The following is an 18,617-nucleotide window of genomic DNA, read 5'->3' as shown; positions in this document are numbered from 1 at the left end:
GGCAAGCCTCGCTCCTACAGAGGGCACCGACAACCTGTAGGCGCGAGGCTTGCCCGCGAAGGCGGCCAGAAGAACACCGCATCATTTTACGGCCTTGAACCCATACGCCCGCTCAACCTTGCACACCCGCGTATGACACGCCGAATACCACGTCGACCGCCCCCGCTCACGGATCGCACTGTGCTCAGGATGATGTTTCCACGCCAGAATCGCCGCCTCGCTGGCCCAGTACGACACCGTAATTCCCAACCCATCCTCACCCCGAGCCGACTCAACACCGAGAAACCCCGGCTGCTCACGGGCCAGTTCCAGCATGCGTTCGGCAGCCTCGGCGTAGCCTTGATCACCGTCGGTGCGCAGCGAGGTAAAAATCACCGCGTAGTACGTCGCTGATGGCGTATCGGCAATCATGACTGTTGCCTTTTGCAGGCTTCGATCAACGCCCGGGCCAGCGGCGGTAGCGTGCCGTTGAGCGCGGCGCGTTCGGGCTGGAACAGGGTGGCGACGAAAAACGGATGACCCTGGAGCTCCACCGCCCGCAGGTCGCCGGTCGAGTCATGGCCAACGGCGCACAACTGTTGGCTCAATAACTCACGCTCGAACGCCGGGTTCACGCCATAGCGGCAGCGATATCCCTCAACGATCTCGGCGCTTTCGTACACGTTGGCGATCAACGAGCCTTCAACCAGGCGAATGCTGTCCGTTGCTTCCACCAATGAGCAGGTCAGCGGCGTGAGTAATGCGCGTGCTGCACCGGGATGGGTTTCGCCGTGCTCGGCGTCTTCCCAACCCAATACGTTCCGAGCGAACTCAAGCACCGCGTGTTGAAAACCGCCGCAGGTGCCGAGGAACGGTCGCTGCTGCTCACGGGCAAAACGGATCGCCCGCAACGCGCCGTCCATGTCGCGGTAAGGGCTGGCGGGCACGCACCAGAAGCCGTCGAAGTGGTGTAACGGGGTGGCGGCGTTTAGGTGATCGGTGGCCAACCACTGAAATTGCACATCCACGTTCAGGTGTTCGGCAGCCATGCCGAGCGCCACGGGAATGGCTTGGTGGGCGGTGACCTGTGGGTCGTAGTCACCGATCAGGGCGATGCGCAGGGCGGTGTTTTCCATGAGTGATCTCGACGCTTGTTGATTCCTGGCACCCACTATAGATTGGCGCTCACGCATTCAATATTGGCGTTATCCCAAGTGATCAATGCAGCGACGCACTATCGACTCGACTATCCAGACCTGGCGCTGATCCTCGCCTTGGTGCGCGGCGGCTCTCTGGCCCGGGCATCGGCGTTATTGAAGGTCGACGTGTCGACGGTGTTTCGCGCGGTTCGCCGACTGGAAGCCGCGCTGGGCCAGCAACTGTTCGAAAAAAGCCGCGCCGGTTACCTGCCGACCACACTCGCCCAGACCCTGGCCGAGCAAGCCGAGCGCGCGGAACAAGCGCTGGACGCGGCGCGCATTGGCGTGGAGCAGGGCGGTGAAGTCATCAGCGGCACGGTGCGGCTGACCTGCACCGATTCTGTCCTGCAAGGGTTGCTGCTGCCGGCGCTGGCGCAGTTCATGCCGTCCTACCCGGCGCTGACCCTCGAACTGAGCACCTCCAACGACTTCGCCAACCTCAGCCGTCGGGATGCCGATATCGCCTTGCGCCTGACTCGCGCACCGCCCGAGCATCTGGTTGGTCGACGTCTGGCGGATATTTCCTATCGGGTCTGTGCCAGTGCGGCGTACCTGAAATCAGTCGATCCTGAAGACCTGGCCTCGCTGGCCTGGATCGCGCCGGATGACTTTCTTCCCGACCACCCCACCGTGGCATGGCGGCGCCAGCAACTGCCCGGCGTCACACCGGCTTATCGCTGCAACAGCATGCTGTCGGTGACCGAGTTGGTGCGTGCCGGGCTGGGCGTTGCGGCGTTACCGGACTTTTTGATCGGTGATGAACTGCAACCACTGACTGGCCCGCTGCACGGTTACGACACCGCGCTCTGGTTGCTGACCCGTCCGGACTGCCGCGCGTTGCGCTCGGTGGTGACGTTGTTCGATGAGCTGGGGCGGGCGCTTCGACTGCCGTGACCGGGTGCTAATCCTTCGGATGATCATTCACTAAATGCTGATGCATTTCCGAGGTCAGGCTTTCAATGCGTTCGGTCAGGTTCTTGGTCATTTCCGTAAGCCGGGTGTTCAGTTCAAGCAGCTCGAGCAGTTGCGCGGTGTTCTGCGCCGCTTGTGCCTGGCGTTCGCTGTTGGCCACGGCGATGGATTCGCGGTGCAGGGCATCGGCATCGGTCTGGGCTTTGTCCCGCGCCGCCTGACGGGTCTGGGCCAACAGGATCAGGGGAGCGGCATACGCCGCCTGCAGGCTGAACGCCAGGTTGAGCAGGATGAACGGATAAACGTCGAACTGGGTCACGCCAGAGACGTTAAGACATATCCAGATCGCCACGATCAGCGTCTGGGCGCCCAGGAAGGTCGGCGTGCCGAAGAACCGTGCAAAGGCCTCTGCGCGCAGGGCGAACTTGTCGTTGCCGAACGTTGGCTCCAAGTGAGCATGGGGGCGATGAAAGCGCAGATGGTCGACGGCAGCGGCGGGTTTGGTTTCGTGGGTCGGCGTGGTCATGATGATCTCTGCGTGGCGCTGGGACTGACGTTCACTATAGCCCCAGCGCCATTTTCATTTTGAAACACATTGCCGCGTTTTATTCAGCGCGCGCTGTGATCGGTGTTACGGCAGAGATTGTCATTTATGGCAGCTCGATTCAGCGCTGATAACAGGCCAGGAACATGTCCAGTGCTGACTCCACCACGGTGCGTTGCATCTCATCTGACAGCGGGGGCAGCCCCATGGAAATCTGCGGCCAGAACGCAAAGGATTTAAGCATCCCCTGGATCTGCTGCGCGGCAAATTCGGGGGCGACCGGCTTCAACCGACCGTCCGCCTGGGCGGCGCGGATCCACACAGTCAGGCCTTCTTCACGCTCGCCCATCCGGGCCACCATGTTTTGCGCGCGCTCGGGAGAATGGATGGTGGCGGCGATCGCCACCCGCGCCAGGTCGAGAAAGTTGTCATCGCCCAGCATCTGCAATTTCGCCTGCAACATCTGGCGCATTTGCTCGCGCAGGGGCAGGTCAGGGCGGTAGGACGTTTCCTGTTCGGCGGTCACCCGCGCCCACAGTTGATTGAGGATTTCGGCGAACAATTCTTCCTTGCTGGGGAAGTGGTTGTACACCGTGCGCTTCGACACCCCAGCGGTGGCGGCGATCTTGTCCATGCTGGTGATGTCGAAACCGTTGGCACGGAATTCGGCAATCGCCGCCTGAATGATGGCTTCGCGTTTTCGGTCGGTGAGGCGCTGTGGAGCTGTCATAAGTACGCTTCGGCAGTCGGCAGAGAAGAATTACACTCGGCAGTTTACTTGTGATCCGCTTTGATGCAACCTAGAAACTACACTGTGCAGTGTAATGTTTCGTTAATCCTGTGCAGTGAATACTAGAATCTCCGGCTGATGCGTGCGTGCTTTGGCCAATTATCGTCCCACCGTGAAATCCGCGCTTTGCGGTTTTTCTGGAGTTACTCAGACATGGCCGACTCAATTTCCCCTGCGGACAATGCCTCCACACCCGAAGCTTCCCGTCAGGCACAAGGACTGTTCCAGAATCATGTGCCTGTGCAACGTGAAGGCGTGCGAAAAATGCTGCGCATCATGTGGAACATGATTTTCAACAAACCCCGCGACACTCGCCCAACTGCACCCGTCCCGGTGCAAGCCCTGAGCCACGCCGCGTTGATTGCCGCGCCCAACCACAGCGTCTATCGCCTCGGCCACTCCACCGTACTGCTCAAATTGCGGGACAAATTCTGGATCACCGACCCGGTCTTCGCCGAGCGCGCTTCACCCGTGCAATGGGCCGGCCCCAAGCGTTTCCACCAGCCACCGATCAGCCTCGATGACTTGCCGCCGATAGAAGCGGTGATCCTGTCGCATGACCACTACGACCACCTTGATTATCAAACGGTGCTCACACTGGCGGACAAGGCCAACTACTTCCTGACCCCACTAGGCGTGGGCGACACCCTGGTCAAGTGGGGCGTCGATGCCAGCAAAGTGCGCCAACTCGATTGGTGGCAGGGCACGGAAGTCGATGGCATCCAGTTCATCGCCACACCGTCGCAGCACTTTTCCGGGCGCGGCCTGTTCGATGGCAACAGCACGCTCTGGGCCTCGTGGGTGATGATCGATGGCGACACGCGGATCTTCTTCAGCGGCGACAGCGGTTATTTCGATGGCTTCAAACGCATCGGCGAACAGCACGGCCCGTTTGACCTGACCCTCATGGAAACCGGCGCCTACAACGTCGAGTGGCCGCACATTCACATGCAGCCGGAAGAAACCCTGCAAGCGCACATCGACCTCAAGGGCCGCTGGTTACTGCCCATCCACAACGGCACTTTCGATTTGTCGATGCACGCCTGGTTCGAGCCCTTCGACCGGATCCTCGCCTTGGCCTGGGAACGCAATGTGTCGATCACCACGCCGCAAATGGGCGAGGCGTTCAACGTCATGTACCCACAGCGAGGGGCCGCATGGTGGTCGGAAATGGAAAGTACAGTGAAGGAAGAAGGGCGTTTGGCTTGTAGCGGCTACAAGTCTGGATGATGTTTCCTACATTGACAGCTCCTTGTGACTGACAGCCGTTTCCTACGGTTTCGGTAGGCTGTGCGGCGGGTGAAATGACTCACCCGCGATTAGCCATATCAAGGATGCTGTAAATGAAGGACGTTTTAAAAAGCCGCATGACGGCACTGGCGCAGATCATTCTGCTATCGGTCACCGGACCTGCATTCGCAGACAGCAACGCCTCCGTCACTGCCCAGTCGCTCGAATATGCGAGCGTCAGCGAGCTTACCGAGCGGATGGCGCGCAACGAACTCACCTCAGTCACACTGGTGGAGTATTTGCAGGCGCGCATCCACACGCTGGACAAGCAAGGGCCGACGATCAACGCGATTATCGAGCTCAACCCACAGGCCATCGACATTGCCACCGCTTTGGACCAGGAGCGTCAGGACGGAAAAGTGCGTGGTCCGCTGCACGGCATTCCTGTTCTGCTCAAGGACAACATCGACACGGCGGATCAGATGCAAACGAGCGCGGGTTCCTTGGCCATGGTCGGCCAGCCTGCTGCGAACGACGCGTTTGTGGTCCAACAGCTGCGTGACGCAGGTGCCGTCATTCTCGGCAAAACCAACATGAGCGAATGGGCTTACGTCCGGGAAATGGGCTTGCCCCACGGTTGGAGTGGCCGAGGTGGCCAAGGTAAAAACCCCCACGTGTTAAATGGCGAAATCTGTGGTTCCAGCTCGGGTTCAGCCGCCGGTGTTGCCGCCGGTTTCGCACCGTTGGCCATGGGGACCGAAACCAACGGTTCCATCGCGTGCCCTGCTTCGGCCAATGGCGTGGTGGGCGTCAAGCCTACGCTGGGGCTGTTCAGCCGATCGGGCATCATTCCCATCTCCCGTCTGCAAGATACGCCGGGTACCCTGACGCGCACCGTTCGTGACGCCGCGCTGATGTTCAACGCCCTGCAAGGTGTTGACGCCCGTGACCCTGTCACCAGCGATGCGCCAGTGGGCGTTGACTACACCGCGCTGCTCAACACGGATGCACTGCAAGGCAAAAGAATCGGTTATCCGACCGAGTACGTCGGCACCAACGGCACTGTGCTTCGACCCGGTTTTGAATTCCTGATGGCATTGGCCACACTGGAAGAGCAAGGCGCGACCCTGGTGCCGTTGAGCGTCCGACTGCCGGATATCGATGGCTACTTCAACACCCTCATGGCAGGCATGAAACATGAACTGCCCGAGTACCTGGCCAGCCGCTCAGGGTTGCCGATTCAGACGCTTCAACAGTTGATCGATTTCAACGAACTGAATCCGGGTGCCGAAGGCTACGGGCAGCAAATGCTGAACGACATCAACCAACTGGACATGACCCACGCGCAGGCAACCGAGATGTTCGGCGTGCTCAGTGCCAGCTTCAAGGCTGCCATTGATGAGCAAATGGCTGAACATGATCTGGATGCAATGTTCGCCGATGCCGATGGCTACTCGCAATTCAGTGCCGCAGTCGCTGGCTATCCAGCCATAACCGTACCGTCGGGCATGAACAGCGATGAACTGCCAACGTCTGTGTTCTTTTTCGGCCAGCGCTGGAGTGAACCCCAACTGCTGGCGCTGGCTTACAGCTATGAACAAGCGTCGTTAGAGCGTCAGAATCCGGCGTTTCGGGAGCAGTAAGGTCCAAGACCAAGGCAGGTGATGGTTGGCGTTAAGGGCCGTGGCTGCTCCACCTGCGAGGAAAGCCATGAGCCTTCCTGAAAGGGCGATCCAGTCACGCCTCAGAACGCCTTTTCTTCTGCCGTCGGGCCGCTCGCCATGGAGCGGCCCGCGATCTTCGCCACCGTCAGGTCGCAAACATTCCCGTCGAGAATTTCATCCATTTCCCCCGCTGACAGTCCAAGCCTCTGCGCCGCTTCCAGCTTGCCCAACTGACCGGTGTCGAGCAGCATGCCGATCTTCATCAGGTATTCGGCCTTGGCCCTCATTTCCCCCGCATCGGCAGCACCCGAAGACGGATGACCAAGCCTGTCGCATTCATCGATTCCATTCATTTGCTGACTCCTCACTCAACCATCGCGTAGTCCGCCCGACCCACCGGATCAGGCGTCGACCCTCTCACATTCATCCCCCGACCTGGCGCAAATCCCGGGAAGAACACCAGGCCTTCCGATTCAAACCGATAGGCCAACGCCAGCCGGGTGACATCCAGCACATCGCGTTCGGCCTCGAATCGCACAATGGCGTCCACGGAGACACCGGATTCCTCCGAGAGCTCTTCCACGCTCCAACCCAGCATCGCTCGGGCCTGGGCACAGTGGGCCGGGGTGAATTGGAAAAGGGCGATACGTTCCAGGGTGATTTTCATCGCAAGAGAGGCCATGGTGTTCTCCGGGCTCGAGAGTGCTAATCCAAAAAGTACTGTTGTTTTGTACAGTTGTTTTGCGCCCGGATCAAACTCATTTTTTGATTTTTTCTATGTCGCCCCCTCCATCCAGACGGACGGTGCCTGACCCAATACGCGGCGAAACATGGTCGAGAATGCCGCCGGGCTGTCATAACCGAAATCCAGCGCAATCCGCGTCACCGGCGTCCCCGCCGCCAACCGCGCCAGGGCCAGCACCACGCAGGCCCGCTGGCGCCATTGGCTGAAACTCAGCCCTGTCTGCTGACGGAACAGCCGATTGAACGTGCGCAAGCTGATGTGCAATTGATCGGCCCATTGCTGCGGCGATTGATGCGCGTCGGGCCGCTGCAAAAAGCCTTGGCACAACCCCAGCAACCGCGCATCGACCGGTAACGGAATGTGCAACGGCAAGTGAGCACTGCGCGCCAGTTCATGCAACAGCAAGTCGATCAGCGCGCCATCGCGCCCGGCCTCGTCGTACGCCAGCGGGATCTCCACCGCCTCCATCAACAAGTGCCGCATCAACGGCGACACACTGATCACCTGGCAACGATCCCCCAGATCAACCGCATCAGGTTCGATATACAAACTGCGCGTGCTCACCCCCAGCATCAGCACCTCATGCGCCACCCCCGCCGGAATCCACACCGCCCGCTGCGGCGGCACCACCCAATTGCCATCGTGCGTACTGACCTGCATCACCCCCGTCGCGCCGTACAGCAGTTGTGCCCGCCGATGCGTATGACGGGGCAACACATGACCGTGGGAATAATCCGTACCGACCGCCACCACCGAGCGCGGTGTGTCATCCAGCAGATTAATCGAAACATTGCGCATTGAGCGTCTTCCAACAGTTGGCGTAAACGCGAACGTTATTGGCTGACTTGCTGAAGCAGGCCAAGGCGCATCGCTCTATTGTCGACCGCTCTCAACCAACGGACGACGCGCAATGTTTTATCTCCTGCTGGCATTTTTCGGGTGCGTGACTGGCGTCACTGCGGTGTTGTTCGGCTTTGGCGGCGGCTTCGTTGTGGTGCCATTGCTTTATCGCATGCTCATGGCTAGCCATGGTGCCGATGACCCCGTCAGCCAATCGGCAATGCACATTGCCGTGGCGACTTCGACCTGCGTGATGATCGTCAACGCACTGATCGCCACCGGCAAACACCGCCGCGCCGGTAATCTCATTCGTCATTATCTGTGGCCGCTGGGCGGGTTCATCGGCCTGGGCGCAATCCTCGGAGCGCTCGCCGCGATGTGGGTGAGTGGCGAGGTGATTCGTTATGCCTTCATCGCGTACCTGGGCGTGACCATTGTGGATTGCCTGTTCCGACGTGGTTTTCTGACAGCGTCCGACACCACAATCCCACGACGGTTGGGGAGGGCGGAAGTGTCTGGCGGTGGTGTAGGAATCGGCATTATCGCGACCTTTCTCGGCGTAGGCGGCAGTGTCATGACTGTGCCGTTGTTGCGTCGATGCGGGTTGAGCATGAGTCAGGCGACGTCCATGGCTAATCCGTTAAGTCTGCCGGTGGCGTTGGCCGGGACGCTGACTTACATGGCGATGGCGGGGTTCACCGAGTTTGATCTGGGACCGTGGTTTGTCGGTTATGTGGATCTGCTGGCGTTTGCGGTGTTGACGATGGGATCGTTGGTGGGGATTCGGTTGGCCACGCCTTGGATCGGGCGGATTCCGGATCGGGTGCATGCGCGGGTCTATGTGGGGTTGCTGGTGTTGGTGATGGTCAGCATGTGCCTGAGTTGAGCGCTATTACTTCGCTTCCAGCCCCGGCGCTTCCCGAATAATAAAGTGATCCAGGTTCTCGATATTCGCACTGAACACCCCGAACGTCTGCTCGGGGTTTTTCTTGCTTGGCACCTGCTTCAACTCCGGCGTGACGCCATAAAAGAAGCAATACAACTCCGCTTCACTGTCGATGGCATGCTTGATCTCTTCCAGAAACGCTTTGCGCTTGCGGTAGTTCTCGATCAACTTCTTGCTCAGGTAAACGTTGACTGAATACGGCTTCTTCTTCGCCTCGTCCGCCTGCTTGAACCAGACCTTCTGCTCGAAATCGATGCGAAAGCTCTGCGTGTAATCCTTGATCTCCTTGATCTTGCCCCAGTAAATCAGCCCCTTGTTATCCGTCAGGTATTCGATCTTCTTGAAGAACGACCCATAAGGCGCCGTGTGCTCGCCAATCTTCAGCGGCATGCGCTTGAGCAGGTCCTTGTCTTCGAAGTTCGACACAAAACATTCCACCGGATGGGCGAAGACACTGGTCTTGTCCGGCGCTGTTTCACGGCTCGGGTGTTCTGTATTGCTAGCCTCAGTGGTTGGCGTCGGATCGTCCCGCACCACATCCGCCGCCACCGCCGGGCTCGACGGCTTACGCACATACTCACGCCGAGTCAGCAACAACTCCGACGGGAAATGCTCCTCGCGACTGTCATCCGTTTCCGCACCGTCCGCGTCCACACCTGACGCCGACGCCTTGAGACTGACATAAGGACAATCCGCCACATGCCGAGTGCTGGGCGTGTTCTTGAAGTGCGGGGTGCGAACGTAATTCACGTTCTTGGCGTTGAACGTCGTCAGCACATTCGCCGCATCGAAGGCCAAGCGGCAGGCGTCATTGGGGCATTGGAAGTGTTCTTTGGCGGAATCGAACTCCATGGTTTCGTCGAAATTGAGATCGCGCACGTCATAGATCGACAGCTTATCGTCGAGGCTGAGGCAGTAGGCGAGGTCGAATTTCATGGTGGGCTCGGGTCCTTGAGTGGGGAAGGGTATTAATAGCGGGAGGCGGGGCGGGTTGCACTGAATGTTTTCAACACAGCGCGAAATTTGCGGCTACACACCAAATCTTGTAGGAGTGAGCCTGCTCGCGATTCTCAACATCACTACAGCAACCAAGCCAGGCACCAATTTGTGGTGGGGGGATTTATCCCCGTTGGGTCGCGGAGCGGCCCCAAAAAATTGAACATGAGACATCAACCGAATCCGCTGCCCAAAACTCAAGCAGCGGATATTCACTTCACTGCGATAGGCGATCAGAACCCGCGCAAAACCCGCGACACCTTTCGCCACCAGGATCCGCGATGATTGAATGGATCATCTGCCAACACACAAGGCATGTCCCGCAACCGAATCCAAGGCTCATCCTGCCAGTGCAACATGCAGAGCGACATCTTTGGCCAGTCCAGCACGCTCAACGTTGGCCGTTCAACTGATCGTGATGGACGCGCATCACGTAGCGCCGGAACTACTTGGTGCGTCAGCCATTCCCTCAGCAGCCGATACTCCGGGCAATAGTGATAAACCAGCAGTGCGTAGACGCCTGACTCGCTGATCATCAGCCGCTCTTCAGCAGTGCCGTGAGCATTCACGAGCATCATCTGTCGCTGGTCTGCATCGAGCTTGCGAGACATGCGTTCATCAAGGTACTTGCCCATCAATCGTCCGAGGTCATGAGCGCAGAACCATGCTTGGTTTTCCACGAGAAGGGCGTGAAGGTGGATGTTATGACGGGTGAAAAGGGTTGAAACGAGCGGTTCAGACATGGCGAACCTCCTGAAGCGGAAGCACGCGATTGGACGTATGGGTACGGCGATTTACCTTCATCATGAAGGTCAGGTTGTCAGGCATTTCCTTTACCTCTGGCTGCTTTCTTAGGGCATTCGTTATGGGTGTCGGGAGCTAAGAAACCCACCAGAGACGGGCCGGACATATTCCCCTTTCGGGTCTTGTATTCGCCCACTCCCGACATAACGGGGATTTTCTCGCAGGCGTAGCAAAACCGCAGGCGAAAAAAAGCCGCTGACTCTCGGGTGCGGATGACCGCTCTGGTTGAGGCGTTTCTTAGGCGCCGAATTGAGAGCCTAGGGGGTCAATGCCGGACGGTCAACCCTTCAAAATCGTTCATCATTTTTCCGCCGAGAATGTGTAGGGCTTAGGCATTCAAACCGAACGTTTTCTGTATCTCGGTACGTAGGACTTCTCTGTTTTTGGTGTGGCATTCCCAAATGATCACCACTTTCCAGCCACGTGCGATTAGTGCCTGCTGTGCATCAAGATCTCGCTCGACGTTCTTTGCCAATTTTGGTAGCCAAAAATCCAACCTGCTCTTAGGCGTATACGCATACTTGCATCCGGGGTGCCTATGCCAAAAGCAGCCGTGGACGAATAGGCATAGCCGGTGCTTGGGGAAAACCAAGTCCGGCTTACCTGGCAGATCCTTTCGATGCAGACGATAGCGAAGCCCCAACTCATGACACACCGATCGCACGAGTATTTCAGGTTTCGTGTTTTTGCCTTTGATCATCGACATGATCTTGGAGCGGTGCTCTGGGGTGACTGTATCTGCACTCATTCAAATTATGCGTCCGGGCTTGTCCATTGACTCAACTTCTTGATCTGTATCGCCTTAGTTAATTTAGCTTTCTCTTTGCTGAAGTTCGCGCAGGTTGATCCCTATAGTGACTGGATTCATTTGCACAATGCAGCAACCTCTCCTACGGGGACGGTACCGATACGCTCCGCTTGGACTCAAGATTTTTCAATCACCGTTGGTTTTTTTGTTCCGGGCTCTGGCGGCGGCTCCGCTCTTCCTTTACGCGCTTATGACAAGTGGATATTGTGAATGGCATTGGGCCATTTCAAGCCTCTTAATGCCATATCCACATAATTGATTTCTGAAGGTCTTACATTCAATTACTTTTTCCTTGAGGTCATACCAGCTTTGAGGTTGGCTATGAGTCGCGAGTCTTAGAGGAGTGCAACATGGACAAGGATTCGCCCCTGAAAATTGATATCTGCAGCCAACTCATCTCTCTAGCCTATGTTGCGGAAGCGACCTATGAGGCGAGTTCATGGGTATGTCGGTCGCTCCGTGGTTAAGCTCAACCCTCTATTGCGCATGGCGACCATCGCCGGTGTCGAGGTCGCAGTCAAACTCCACATAGCGCGGGGTGACGACCTCAACGCACGCGACGGAGGAGGCGCTACTCCTCTGATGCTGGCCTGCGCTCGAAGGAAAAAAGGCATTGTGCAGCTGCTTCTCGCTGCTGGCGCGAAGCCGGAGCTTCTCGACCCCGAAGGCCGGAACGCTCTCCAACACGCGGAGATGGGGAAGTGTGCCCAATGTATCGCTCTGTTGAGAGAGGCCCTTGACTCTTCTGTCCAGGTAAATGAAAACGACGTAACTGATGAGGATTGGCCTCAGACCGACGTGCAGGCGACGGAGTCCTTTCATCTCTCCTTTTCGAGTGAATCGTCGTATCACAATGCGGAGGATGAAAGGGCTGATGTGGCGTCTCAGGTCGATGAAGTCGTTGTGTCTGACGCTTTTCCAGTAGCTGAGCCCGCTATATGCGAGGAGCGGCCTTGCCTCCGAGCAGGCGAGCATGTCGTCGTGAATGGCGAAGCAGAGACACGTTCAAATCTAATTGACCTAGACGATGAGCCTCTCGATTTTGGATTCGAAGATGACTGGGTAGCGGAGTCCGAAGCGATTGCCCCAAATGGGGACATGAGCGTAGCCGAAGAAATCGGCACGCTTCAAGGAACGATAGGTCATCACAAGGCGATCGACACCGATGTGGAGTGGGACGATGTCGATCTGTTTCTTCCAGAAAGGGCGGTTCCGTTAGCGAGTGATGATGGCGAGGGTATCCGTGGCTTGCTCTTCCGGGGATTGCGCGAAGGTACTGTATCCGAGACAGCTCTTATCGATGTATGTCGAGAAGTTGATACTTCTCGCAATGAAGATACTGAACGTCTTCTAACTTTCGTTTTGGGCGATCTCGGCATTGTGATCGATGAGTGGACGGGGTCGGCCGAGCAGTCGGATCTTCTTGAACCGACTGCTGACGAAGAACTTGGGCTATCAGAGGCCTTGGAGTTCGTTGAAAACCTCGCATCAGGTCGCAATGAGCCGCTGAGATTCTACGCAAAGGGGTTGAAAAAAGACCTACTCCTGGCAGCAGAGGAATTAGCGTTAGGCCGGGAAATGGAGGACGCCAAGAGGCAGGCGCTGGATGCGCTCTCGAATTGGCCCTTGGGCCTTAGCGTCGTTTTTGAAGCTGCCGACAAGGTAGCTCGCGGCGAAGCAAGTCATGAGGCGTTCATCTCTCGAGATGATCTTGTTGGCGAAGGTGAGGGTAGCGAGAGCGCTAGTGAGACATCTTCCGGTGAGGATGTTGAGCACGAGGACGATGAATTCGGACTTGATTCGGTTGCAGCAACCTTTGTCTCTGCAGTTTCAGCTGCACGTTCTGCCGGCAATGACTCCTTGAAAGTCCGTGATGCACTTGCTGCCGCCAATCTTTCCCGAGTTTTTCTCATCGAGATTTCGAGAAAGGCAGATTGTGATTTGGCAGGTGCAAGCTTCTCTGCTGCAATTCAACGCCAGGAAGCGGCGCGGGAAAGGATGATTCTTTCCAACCTTCGTTTGGTGCTTTCTATAGCCAATAAGTATCGGTGGTCTGAGCTTCCTTTTGATGATCTTGTGCAGGAAGGCAATATAGGTCTAATGAGGGCGGTCGAACGCTTCGACTGGCGCAAAGGATTCAGGTTTTCCACTTACGCGACTTGGTGGATTCGCCAGCAAATTACGCGTGCAATTGCTAATCAGGAGCGAGCGGTCCGTGTTCCCGTTCACATGCAAGACCTGGCAAGGAGTATTTTACGTGAACGGGATAAGTTCGAATTTCAGAGGGGGGGAGCTGAAAGCGAGCGCGAGACATCCCATCGGACGGGGATAGCCCTCGATAAGCTCAAGCTTCTTTTGACCGTATTCGAGAAGGTCAGCAGTTTGGATGAACGCTTTGAAGACTCCACAACCTCCCTGCTCGATATTCTTATGGAGGAGGAGCCATCAGACCCGGCGATTGCTGCAGAAAACGCTTCTTTACGGGCAATTTTGTTAGACATGATTGGAGAACTTGACGAGCGTTCGGCCAAGGTCATTACTCTCCGTTTTGGGTTGGGCCAAGATGACGCCATGACCTTGGAAGAGATTGGTTTCTTATTTGACGTTACTCGTGAACGTATTCGACAAATCGAGTCCAAGGCACTTAAAAAACTATGCCATCCGATAAGAATGGAAAAGTTAATCTTGTATGTGGGCGACTACTTCGAGGTAAAACAGTCCCTCTCCTCCGGGGAACAGTCAGGGGAAGTCATAACTGGCCGTGCCAAAAACCTCGGTGCGAATGAGCCTCCTCATTCGGTAGCTGAGAGTTTGGAGATTATCCATCAGATCTTAGATGAGCCTGCTTTGTCCGAGTCTCCGGAGGAGACAAGTATCATTTCTCAGGAGCGACGTTTATTCGATCTTCTAGATGAGGCTAGGGCTCTTGGCCTTAGCGTTGAAGAGCAACCTTCTGGTGATGGCCGAATTCAAGTATTACTGCCAGCACAGCCGGATGCTCGAGTTTGTAGTGTGGCCCGCCGGATGGTTGATATCGGTTTCACCCTTCTTTCTGGAACTACTTACGTCAAATGAACGAACGCACTAGGTATGCCCCGCCGCGAGCCGGCGCGATGCTGGAAGCCCTACGTGGCCTCGGATATTCGACCTCCGCAGCTTTAGCTGATGTGATTGACAACGGTGTTTCCGCCGGAGCGACAGAAATACAGGTGACGTTCGCCTGGGATGGTGAGAAAAGTCGGATTTCCATCTTGGACAACGGGCAAGGCATGGACGACGCCGAGTTAGAGGCAGCAATGACTCTTGGTGCTAAGAGTCCCCTTGATGACCGTGCGGCTAGTGATCTCGGTCGTTTTGGGATGGGCTTGAAAACCGCATCCTTCTCTCAGTGTCGCTGTCTCACTGTTGCATCTAGACGGATGAATGGTCCTGTTTCCTGTCTGCGTTGGGATCTCGATGCCATAGCTGCTTCGACGGACATTGGATGGAGGATGTTTGAGGGGGCAGCTCCTGGCTCCGAAGCATTCGTTGGGCCGGCTGATACACTTCACTCCGGAACAATAGTCCTCTGGGAAAAGTTGGATCGAATCGTCACGACTGGCTATACCCCTAATCACTTTGCCGACTTGATAGACGAAGTTGAGCTACGTTTGGCAATGGTCTTCCATCGCCTGTTAGAAGGGCCGAGCCCGGTTTTTCGGCTGTTACTCAACGGAAAGATGGTTAATCCATGGGATCCCTTTATGACTGGGCACCCTGCGAAGCCGTGGCAATCGCCAGTAGCCCGAATCCTCACGTCATCAGGCCTCGTGGAGGCTCAATGCCACGTTTTACCTCACAAGGATCGGCTTTCTGAAGAGGAGTTCCGTAGGTCGGGTGGGGCAGAAGGGTGGACCTCTCAACAAGGATTTTACGTATATCGCAATCATCGTCTGCTTCTGGCTGGCGGGTGGCTTGGTATTGGACAGGGACGTGCATGGAACCGAGAGGAGCCTCATCGGCTTGCCAGGATCAGGTTGGACATTCCTAATACAGCCGATTCCGCTTGGAAGATCGACGTCAAGAAGTCCACCGCCCGGCCTCCCGTAACAGTGCGTCCATGGCTTACGAAATTGGCTGAGGATACGAGAGAAAGAGCCAGAAGAGTCTTTGCTTTTCGGGGCTCGCCTATGCCAGGGCCTGGAGGGATCAAGATTGAGCAACAAGCATGGCGTGTCGATAGGTTAAAGGATGGTGTTCGCTACCGCATTGATGAGAGACATCCGGCGGTAGCGGCGGTGATTGAGGCTGTTAGCGGCAATGCAAGCCTCGTTCGAGCCATGCTACGGGTCGTCGAGGAAACTGTGCCTGTACAGCGGATATGGCTCGATACAGCCGAGAACAAAGAAACGCCACGCACCGGGTTCGAGGGGGAGCCCAACGCGGCTGTGATCGAGGTCGCAAGCGTACTATTTATTGACTTAATCGAGCGCAAGGGGTTGAGCGTCGAAGAAGCTCGAAAGTCCATGCTAAGGACCGAACCATTTCAAAAATATCCAGCACTGATCGCTAAATTAGGGGAGAACGAATGACCTCAGCGGAAGAGACAGCAGTGCAAGCGGAGCTGCTCGAAAATGTTATCGCTACTGCCCAGCGGCTGGTGAAGGCCGAGAAGGATAAGTCCAAAATTACCCCGACCTTCATTGCCGAGAAGGTCCGACTTGCGACGGCAATGTTCGCTAGCGAATCACTACACGTGGTCGACCAAGGAAAGGCCGTCGCTACGCTGATTCAGCGCTTCAGCCACTGGATCGGAAAGTCAACCACGCTCAAAGACAACGCGGGCCACTTCGACTGGCTCACTGCGGCGCGCAAACGCGACTGGCAATACTGGCGGCGCTACCGGGACTTCTTGGAATCGAAGCTCTCCGACACAGTGGTTGAAGGGCTCGATGAAGCCACCGACGATATCCTCGGCCTGCTGGAAGACCCTCAACGGAAAGATGATTGGGATCGTCGAGGACTTGTTGTTGGGCATGTGCAATCCGGGAAAACCAGTAACTATTCCGGTCTCATTTGCAAGGCGGCCGACGCGGGCTACAAAATCATTATCGTACTCGCAGGCATGCACAACAACTTGCGCTCGCAGACTCAGATGCGGCTAGAAGAAAGCTTCTTAGGTTACGAGACGACCATCGACCGCGACCCGGGTATGCCCATTGGCGTTGCAGAATTCGGGGAGGATTTGAAGACTAACTCCGCAACCACACGCGCAAACAACGGTGACTTTAGCAAGGCCATCGCAAAGCACTTTCATGGCATTTCGCCCGAAGAGCGGCCTTGGCTGTTTGTGGTTAAGAAGCAGAAGAGCGTTCTTACAGCCTTGCTTAATTGGATTCAAACTCGTGTGGCCGACAGCACTAGCGCGAGTGATGGACGTAAGCTCGTGACGAAGCTTCCGCTGCTCATGATCGATGACGAGGCAGACAACGCCTCTGTTGATACGGGCGAGCAGATGTTCAACGATGACGGGACGCCGGACCAGCAGCACCAACCCAAAACAATCAACAGTCTCATCCGCCAAGTTTTACATTCCTTCACTCGCAAGGCTTACGTTGGCTATACGGCGACGCCCTTCGCTAACATTTTCATTCACCATAAGGGGGAGACAGCTAAGGAAGGTCCGGATCTATTTCCTAGGTCCTTTATAATCAACTTGGCGGCACCGTCCAACTACGTAGGTCCCGCCCGTATGTTTGGCAAGCTAACCAAGGACGGACGTAAAAGGGCACTACCTCTTTCGAGAGATATTCTGGACCATTACGATCCAGAGTTGGATTCTGGCTGGATGCCGCCCAAACATCCCAAGATCCACGTCCCGACTTACAACGGCCAGGAAGTTATTCCGCCTTCGTTGCAAGAGGCTATCTGCGCTTTCGTGCTCGCGTGTGCAGCCAGAGAACTTCGTGGCCAAGGGGACCAGCACAGCTCTATGCTGATCCACGTTACCCGTTACGTCGATGTCCAGAGTCATGTTTGCGAGCAGGTTGAAGAGGCCGTGCGCCGCATGCGGCAGCGAGTCATTCGGGGCATTGGTTCGGACGAAATACTGACTCAATTGCGTCGGCTCTGGAATGAGGATTTCGTGCCCATTCGCGACCAAGTTGCGGAGCTCTCACCAGTGGAGGAACGGCCGTCAGCGATGCCAAGCTGGGACGAGATCCAAGCAGTATTGCCTGATGTATTGGATGACATCAAAGTTCGCCCAATCAACGGCAAGGCTAAGGACGTGCTCGACTATGCAACGCCAGGGGCCGCTCTAAGAGTGATCGCAGTAGGCGGAGAAAAGCTCGCCCGGGGACTGACACTAGAGGGGTTGTGTGTGAGCTACTTCGTACGCACGACGAAAATGTACGACACGCTCATGCAAATGGGGCGCTGGTTTGGTTACCGTCCTGGCTACTTAGACCTGTGTCGGCTCTACACTTCACCCGATCTGGTGACGTGGTTCTGCCACATTGCAGATGCATCGGAGGAATTACGGGATGAGTTTGACTTCATGGCCGAAGCCAAGCTAACGCCGGAGCAATACGGCCTCAAGGTGATGTCACATGAGGTACTCACAGTCACCTCTCCTCTGAAGATGCGCAACGCACAGACGCTGTCATTAACTTATAGCGGCACGCGCCCGCAGACTATCGTCTTCCATCGCAACGCTAAGATTCAGCAGCAGAATCTAGACGCTACAGACGCCTTGATTGGGTCGCTAGGGAGGGCGTGTGAGGATTCACCGAAATATGGCCGCGATGGCGATCCAGACTCCTGGCCAAATGCTCGCCTGTGGAAAAACGTGGATGTAGACAAAGTGCTCGCGTTTCTCGGGGATTACGCAACTCATCCGAACGCCACCAGCGCCAAGGCCCCCGTGCTGCACGAGTTTATTTCAAAGATGGTTGATACTGGGCAGTTGGCGAAATGGAGCGTCGCGCTGCTTGGTGGAGGGACTGGCGAAGGAGATGAGCACATTTTTCCTGGAGGAACAGCTTCAACGAAAGTAAGCGTCCAGCCAACACACCTTCCGAACTCCAGCATTAAGGGCGATGGTGTCCGCGTATTTTTAAGCGGACGCGATCGCCCTTAACGTCAGGATTTCCATGCGCCAACGAAGCTCTTACCCGAAA

The 18,617-nt window shown here is 56.5% G+C and carries 17 protein-coding genes; 7 read left to right on the top strand and 10 right to left on the bottom strand.

The annotated features are described in order from the left end of the window. Positions 1 to 81 precede the first annotated feature (81 nt). Both QMX98_RS22135 and QMX98_RS22130 read right to left on the bottom strand, forming a co-directional pair. Complete coding sequence (locus QMX98_RS22135) at positions 82 to 411, bottom strand: antibiotic biosynthesis monooxygenase (RefSeq protein ID WP_282411384.1); 330 nt, start codon at positions 409 to 411, stop codon at positions 82 to 84. Further along, positions 408 to 1,115 carry a CTP synthase gene (locus QMX98_RS22130; RefSeq protein ID WP_282411383.1) on the bottom strand — a complete coding sequence of 236 codons (708 nt, stop codon included), beginning with the start codon at positions 1,113 to 1,115 and terminating at the stop codon, positions 408 to 410. The genes QMX98_RS22135 and QMX98_RS22130 overlap by 4 nt, the downstream gene beginning before the upstream one ends. Positions 1,116 to 1,130: 15 nt before the next feature. Here QMX98_RS22130 and QMX98_RS22125 point away from each other — a divergent pair, with 15 nt between their 5' ends. Beyond that, entirely contained in the window at positions 1,131 to 2,072 is a 942-nt protein-coding gene (locus QMX98_RS22125; protein ID WP_282411382.1) for a LysR family transcriptional regulator, read from the top strand. A 7-nt stretch (positions 2,073 to 2,079) separates the two neighbouring features. On the opposite strand, the gene QMX98_RS22120 is transcribed toward QMX98_RS22125, so the two are convergent. Both QMX98_RS22120 and QMX98_RS22115 read right to left on the bottom strand, forming a co-directional pair. After that, entirely contained in the window at positions 2,080 to 2,616 is a 537-nt protein-coding gene (locus QMX98_RS22120) for a DUF1003 domain-containing protein (protein WP_077748664.1), read from the bottom strand. 139 nt (positions 2,617 to 2,755) lie between these two features. Continuing rightward, entirely contained in the window at positions 2,756 to 3,364 is a 609-nt protein-coding gene (locus QMX98_RS22115; protein WP_282411381.1) for a TetR/AcrR family transcriptional regulator, read from the bottom strand. A gap of 213 nt (positions 3,365 to 3,577) precedes the next feature. Between QMX98_RS22115 and QMX98_RS22110 the strand changes: the two genes are divergently transcribed. Together QMX98_RS22110 and QMX98_RS22105 are read left to right on the top strand one after the other, a co-directional pair. Then, positions 3,578 to 4,654, top strand: coding sequence for an MBL fold metallo-hydrolase (locus QMX98_RS22110; protein WP_083375918.1), 1,077 nt, complete (start codon positions 3,578 to 3,580; stop codon positions 4,652 to 4,654). A gap of 113 nt (positions 4,655 to 4,767) precedes the next feature. Then, positions 4,768 to 6,297, top strand: coding sequence for an amidase family protein (locus QMX98_RS22105; RefSeq protein WP_282411380.1), 1,530 nt, complete (start codon positions 4,768 to 4,770; stop codon positions 6,295 to 6,297). Between the two features lie 101 nt (positions 6,298 to 6,398). Here the strand turns inward: QMX98_RS22105 and QMX98_RS22100 are convergent, their stop codons facing one another. From QMX98_RS22100 to QMX98_RS22090, 3 genes are all read right to left on the bottom strand, one after another. Continuing rightward, on the bottom strand, positions 6,399 to 6,671 hold the full coding sequence (locus QMX98_RS22100; protein ID WP_282411379.1) for a hypothetical protein: 273 nt from the start codon (positions 6,669 to 6,671) through the stop codon (positions 6,399 to 6,401). A gap of 11 nt (positions 6,672 to 6,682) precedes the next feature. Then, entirely contained in the window at positions 6,683 to 7,000 is a 318-nt protein-coding gene (locus QMX98_RS22095) for a helix-turn-helix transcriptional regulator (protein WP_010457271.1), read from the bottom strand. 93 nt (positions 7,001 to 7,093) lie between these two features. Further along, a complete protein-coding gene (locus tag QMX98_RS22090) occupies positions 7,094 to 7,861 on the bottom strand; it encodes a helix-turn-helix transcriptional regulator (protein WP_154501426.1) in 768 nt (255 codons plus the stop codon). Positions 7,862 to 7,973: 112 nt separating this feature from the next. Between QMX98_RS22090 and QMX98_RS22085 the strand changes: the two genes are divergently transcribed. Next, the gene (locus tag QMX98_RS22085) at positions 7,974 to 8,789 is read left to right on the top strand and encodes a sulfite exporter TauE/SafE family protein (RefSeq protein ID WP_282411378.1); all 816 of its coding nucleotides are present in this window, start codon (positions 7,974 to 7,976) and stop codon (positions 8,787 to 8,789) included. A 6-nt stretch (positions 8,790 to 8,795) separates the two neighbouring features. Here the strand turns inward: QMX98_RS22085 and QMX98_RS22080 are convergent, their stop codons facing one another. The 3 genes from QMX98_RS22080 to QMX98_RS22070 form a co-directional block, all read right to left on the bottom strand. Further along, positions 8,796 to 9,785: a hypothetical protein gene (locus QMX98_RS22080; protein ID WP_282411377.1), complete on the bottom strand. Its 990-nt coding sequence runs from the start codon at positions 9,783 to 9,785 to the stop codon at positions 8,796 to 8,798. Positions 9,786 to 10,078: 293 nt separating this feature from the next. After that, on the bottom strand, positions 10,079 to 10,588 hold the full coding sequence (locus tag QMX98_RS22075; protein WP_282411376.1) for a Bro-N domain-containing protein: 510 nt from the start codon (positions 10,586 to 10,588) through the stop codon (positions 10,079 to 10,081). 389 nt (positions 10,589 to 10,977) lie between these two features. Further along, complete coding sequence (locus QMX98_RS22070; RefSeq protein WP_282411375.1) at positions 10,978 to 11,397, bottom strand: very short patch repair endonuclease; 420 nt, start codon at positions 11,395 to 11,397, stop codon at positions 10,978 to 10,980. A gap of 519 nt (positions 11,398 to 11,916) precedes the next feature. Here QMX98_RS22070 and QMX98_RS22065 point away from each other — a divergent pair. Genes QMX98_RS22065 through QMX98_RS22055 form a run of 3 tightly spaced genes read left to right on the top strand, consistent with a single transcriptional unit; the run spans position 11,917 to position 18,577 of the window. Next, positions 11,917 to 14,532, top strand: coding sequence for a sigma-70 family RNA polymerase sigma factor (locus tag QMX98_RS22065; protein ID WP_282411374.1), 2,616 nt, complete (start codon positions 11,917 to 11,919; stop codon positions 14,530 to 14,532). Further along, positions 14,529 to 16,028, top strand: a complete 1,500-nt coding sequence (locus QMX98_RS22060) for an ATP-binding protein (protein ID WP_282411373.1) — start codon at positions 14,529 to 14,531, stop codon at positions 16,026 to 16,028. Before QMX98_RS22065 ends, QMX98_RS22060 begins: the two co-directional genes overlap by 4 nt. Then, on the top strand, positions 16,025 to 18,577 hold the full coding sequence (locus QMX98_RS22055; RefSeq protein ID WP_282411372.1) for a Z1 domain-containing protein: 2,553 nt from the start codon (positions 16,025 to 16,027) through the stop codon (positions 18,575 to 18,577). The genes QMX98_RS22060 and QMX98_RS22055 overlap by 4 nt, the downstream gene beginning before the upstream one ends. Positions 18,578 to 18,617: the final 40 nt, after the last annotated feature.

The organism is Pseudomonas sp. PS02303 (assembly GCF_029959925.1).
Classification (GTDB): domain Bacteria; phylum Pseudomonadota; class Gammaproteobacteria; order Pseudomonadales; family Pseudomonadaceae; genus Aquipseudomonas; species Aquipseudomonas mandelii.
This window is presented reverse-complemented; position numbering and strand designations above follow the sequence as displayed.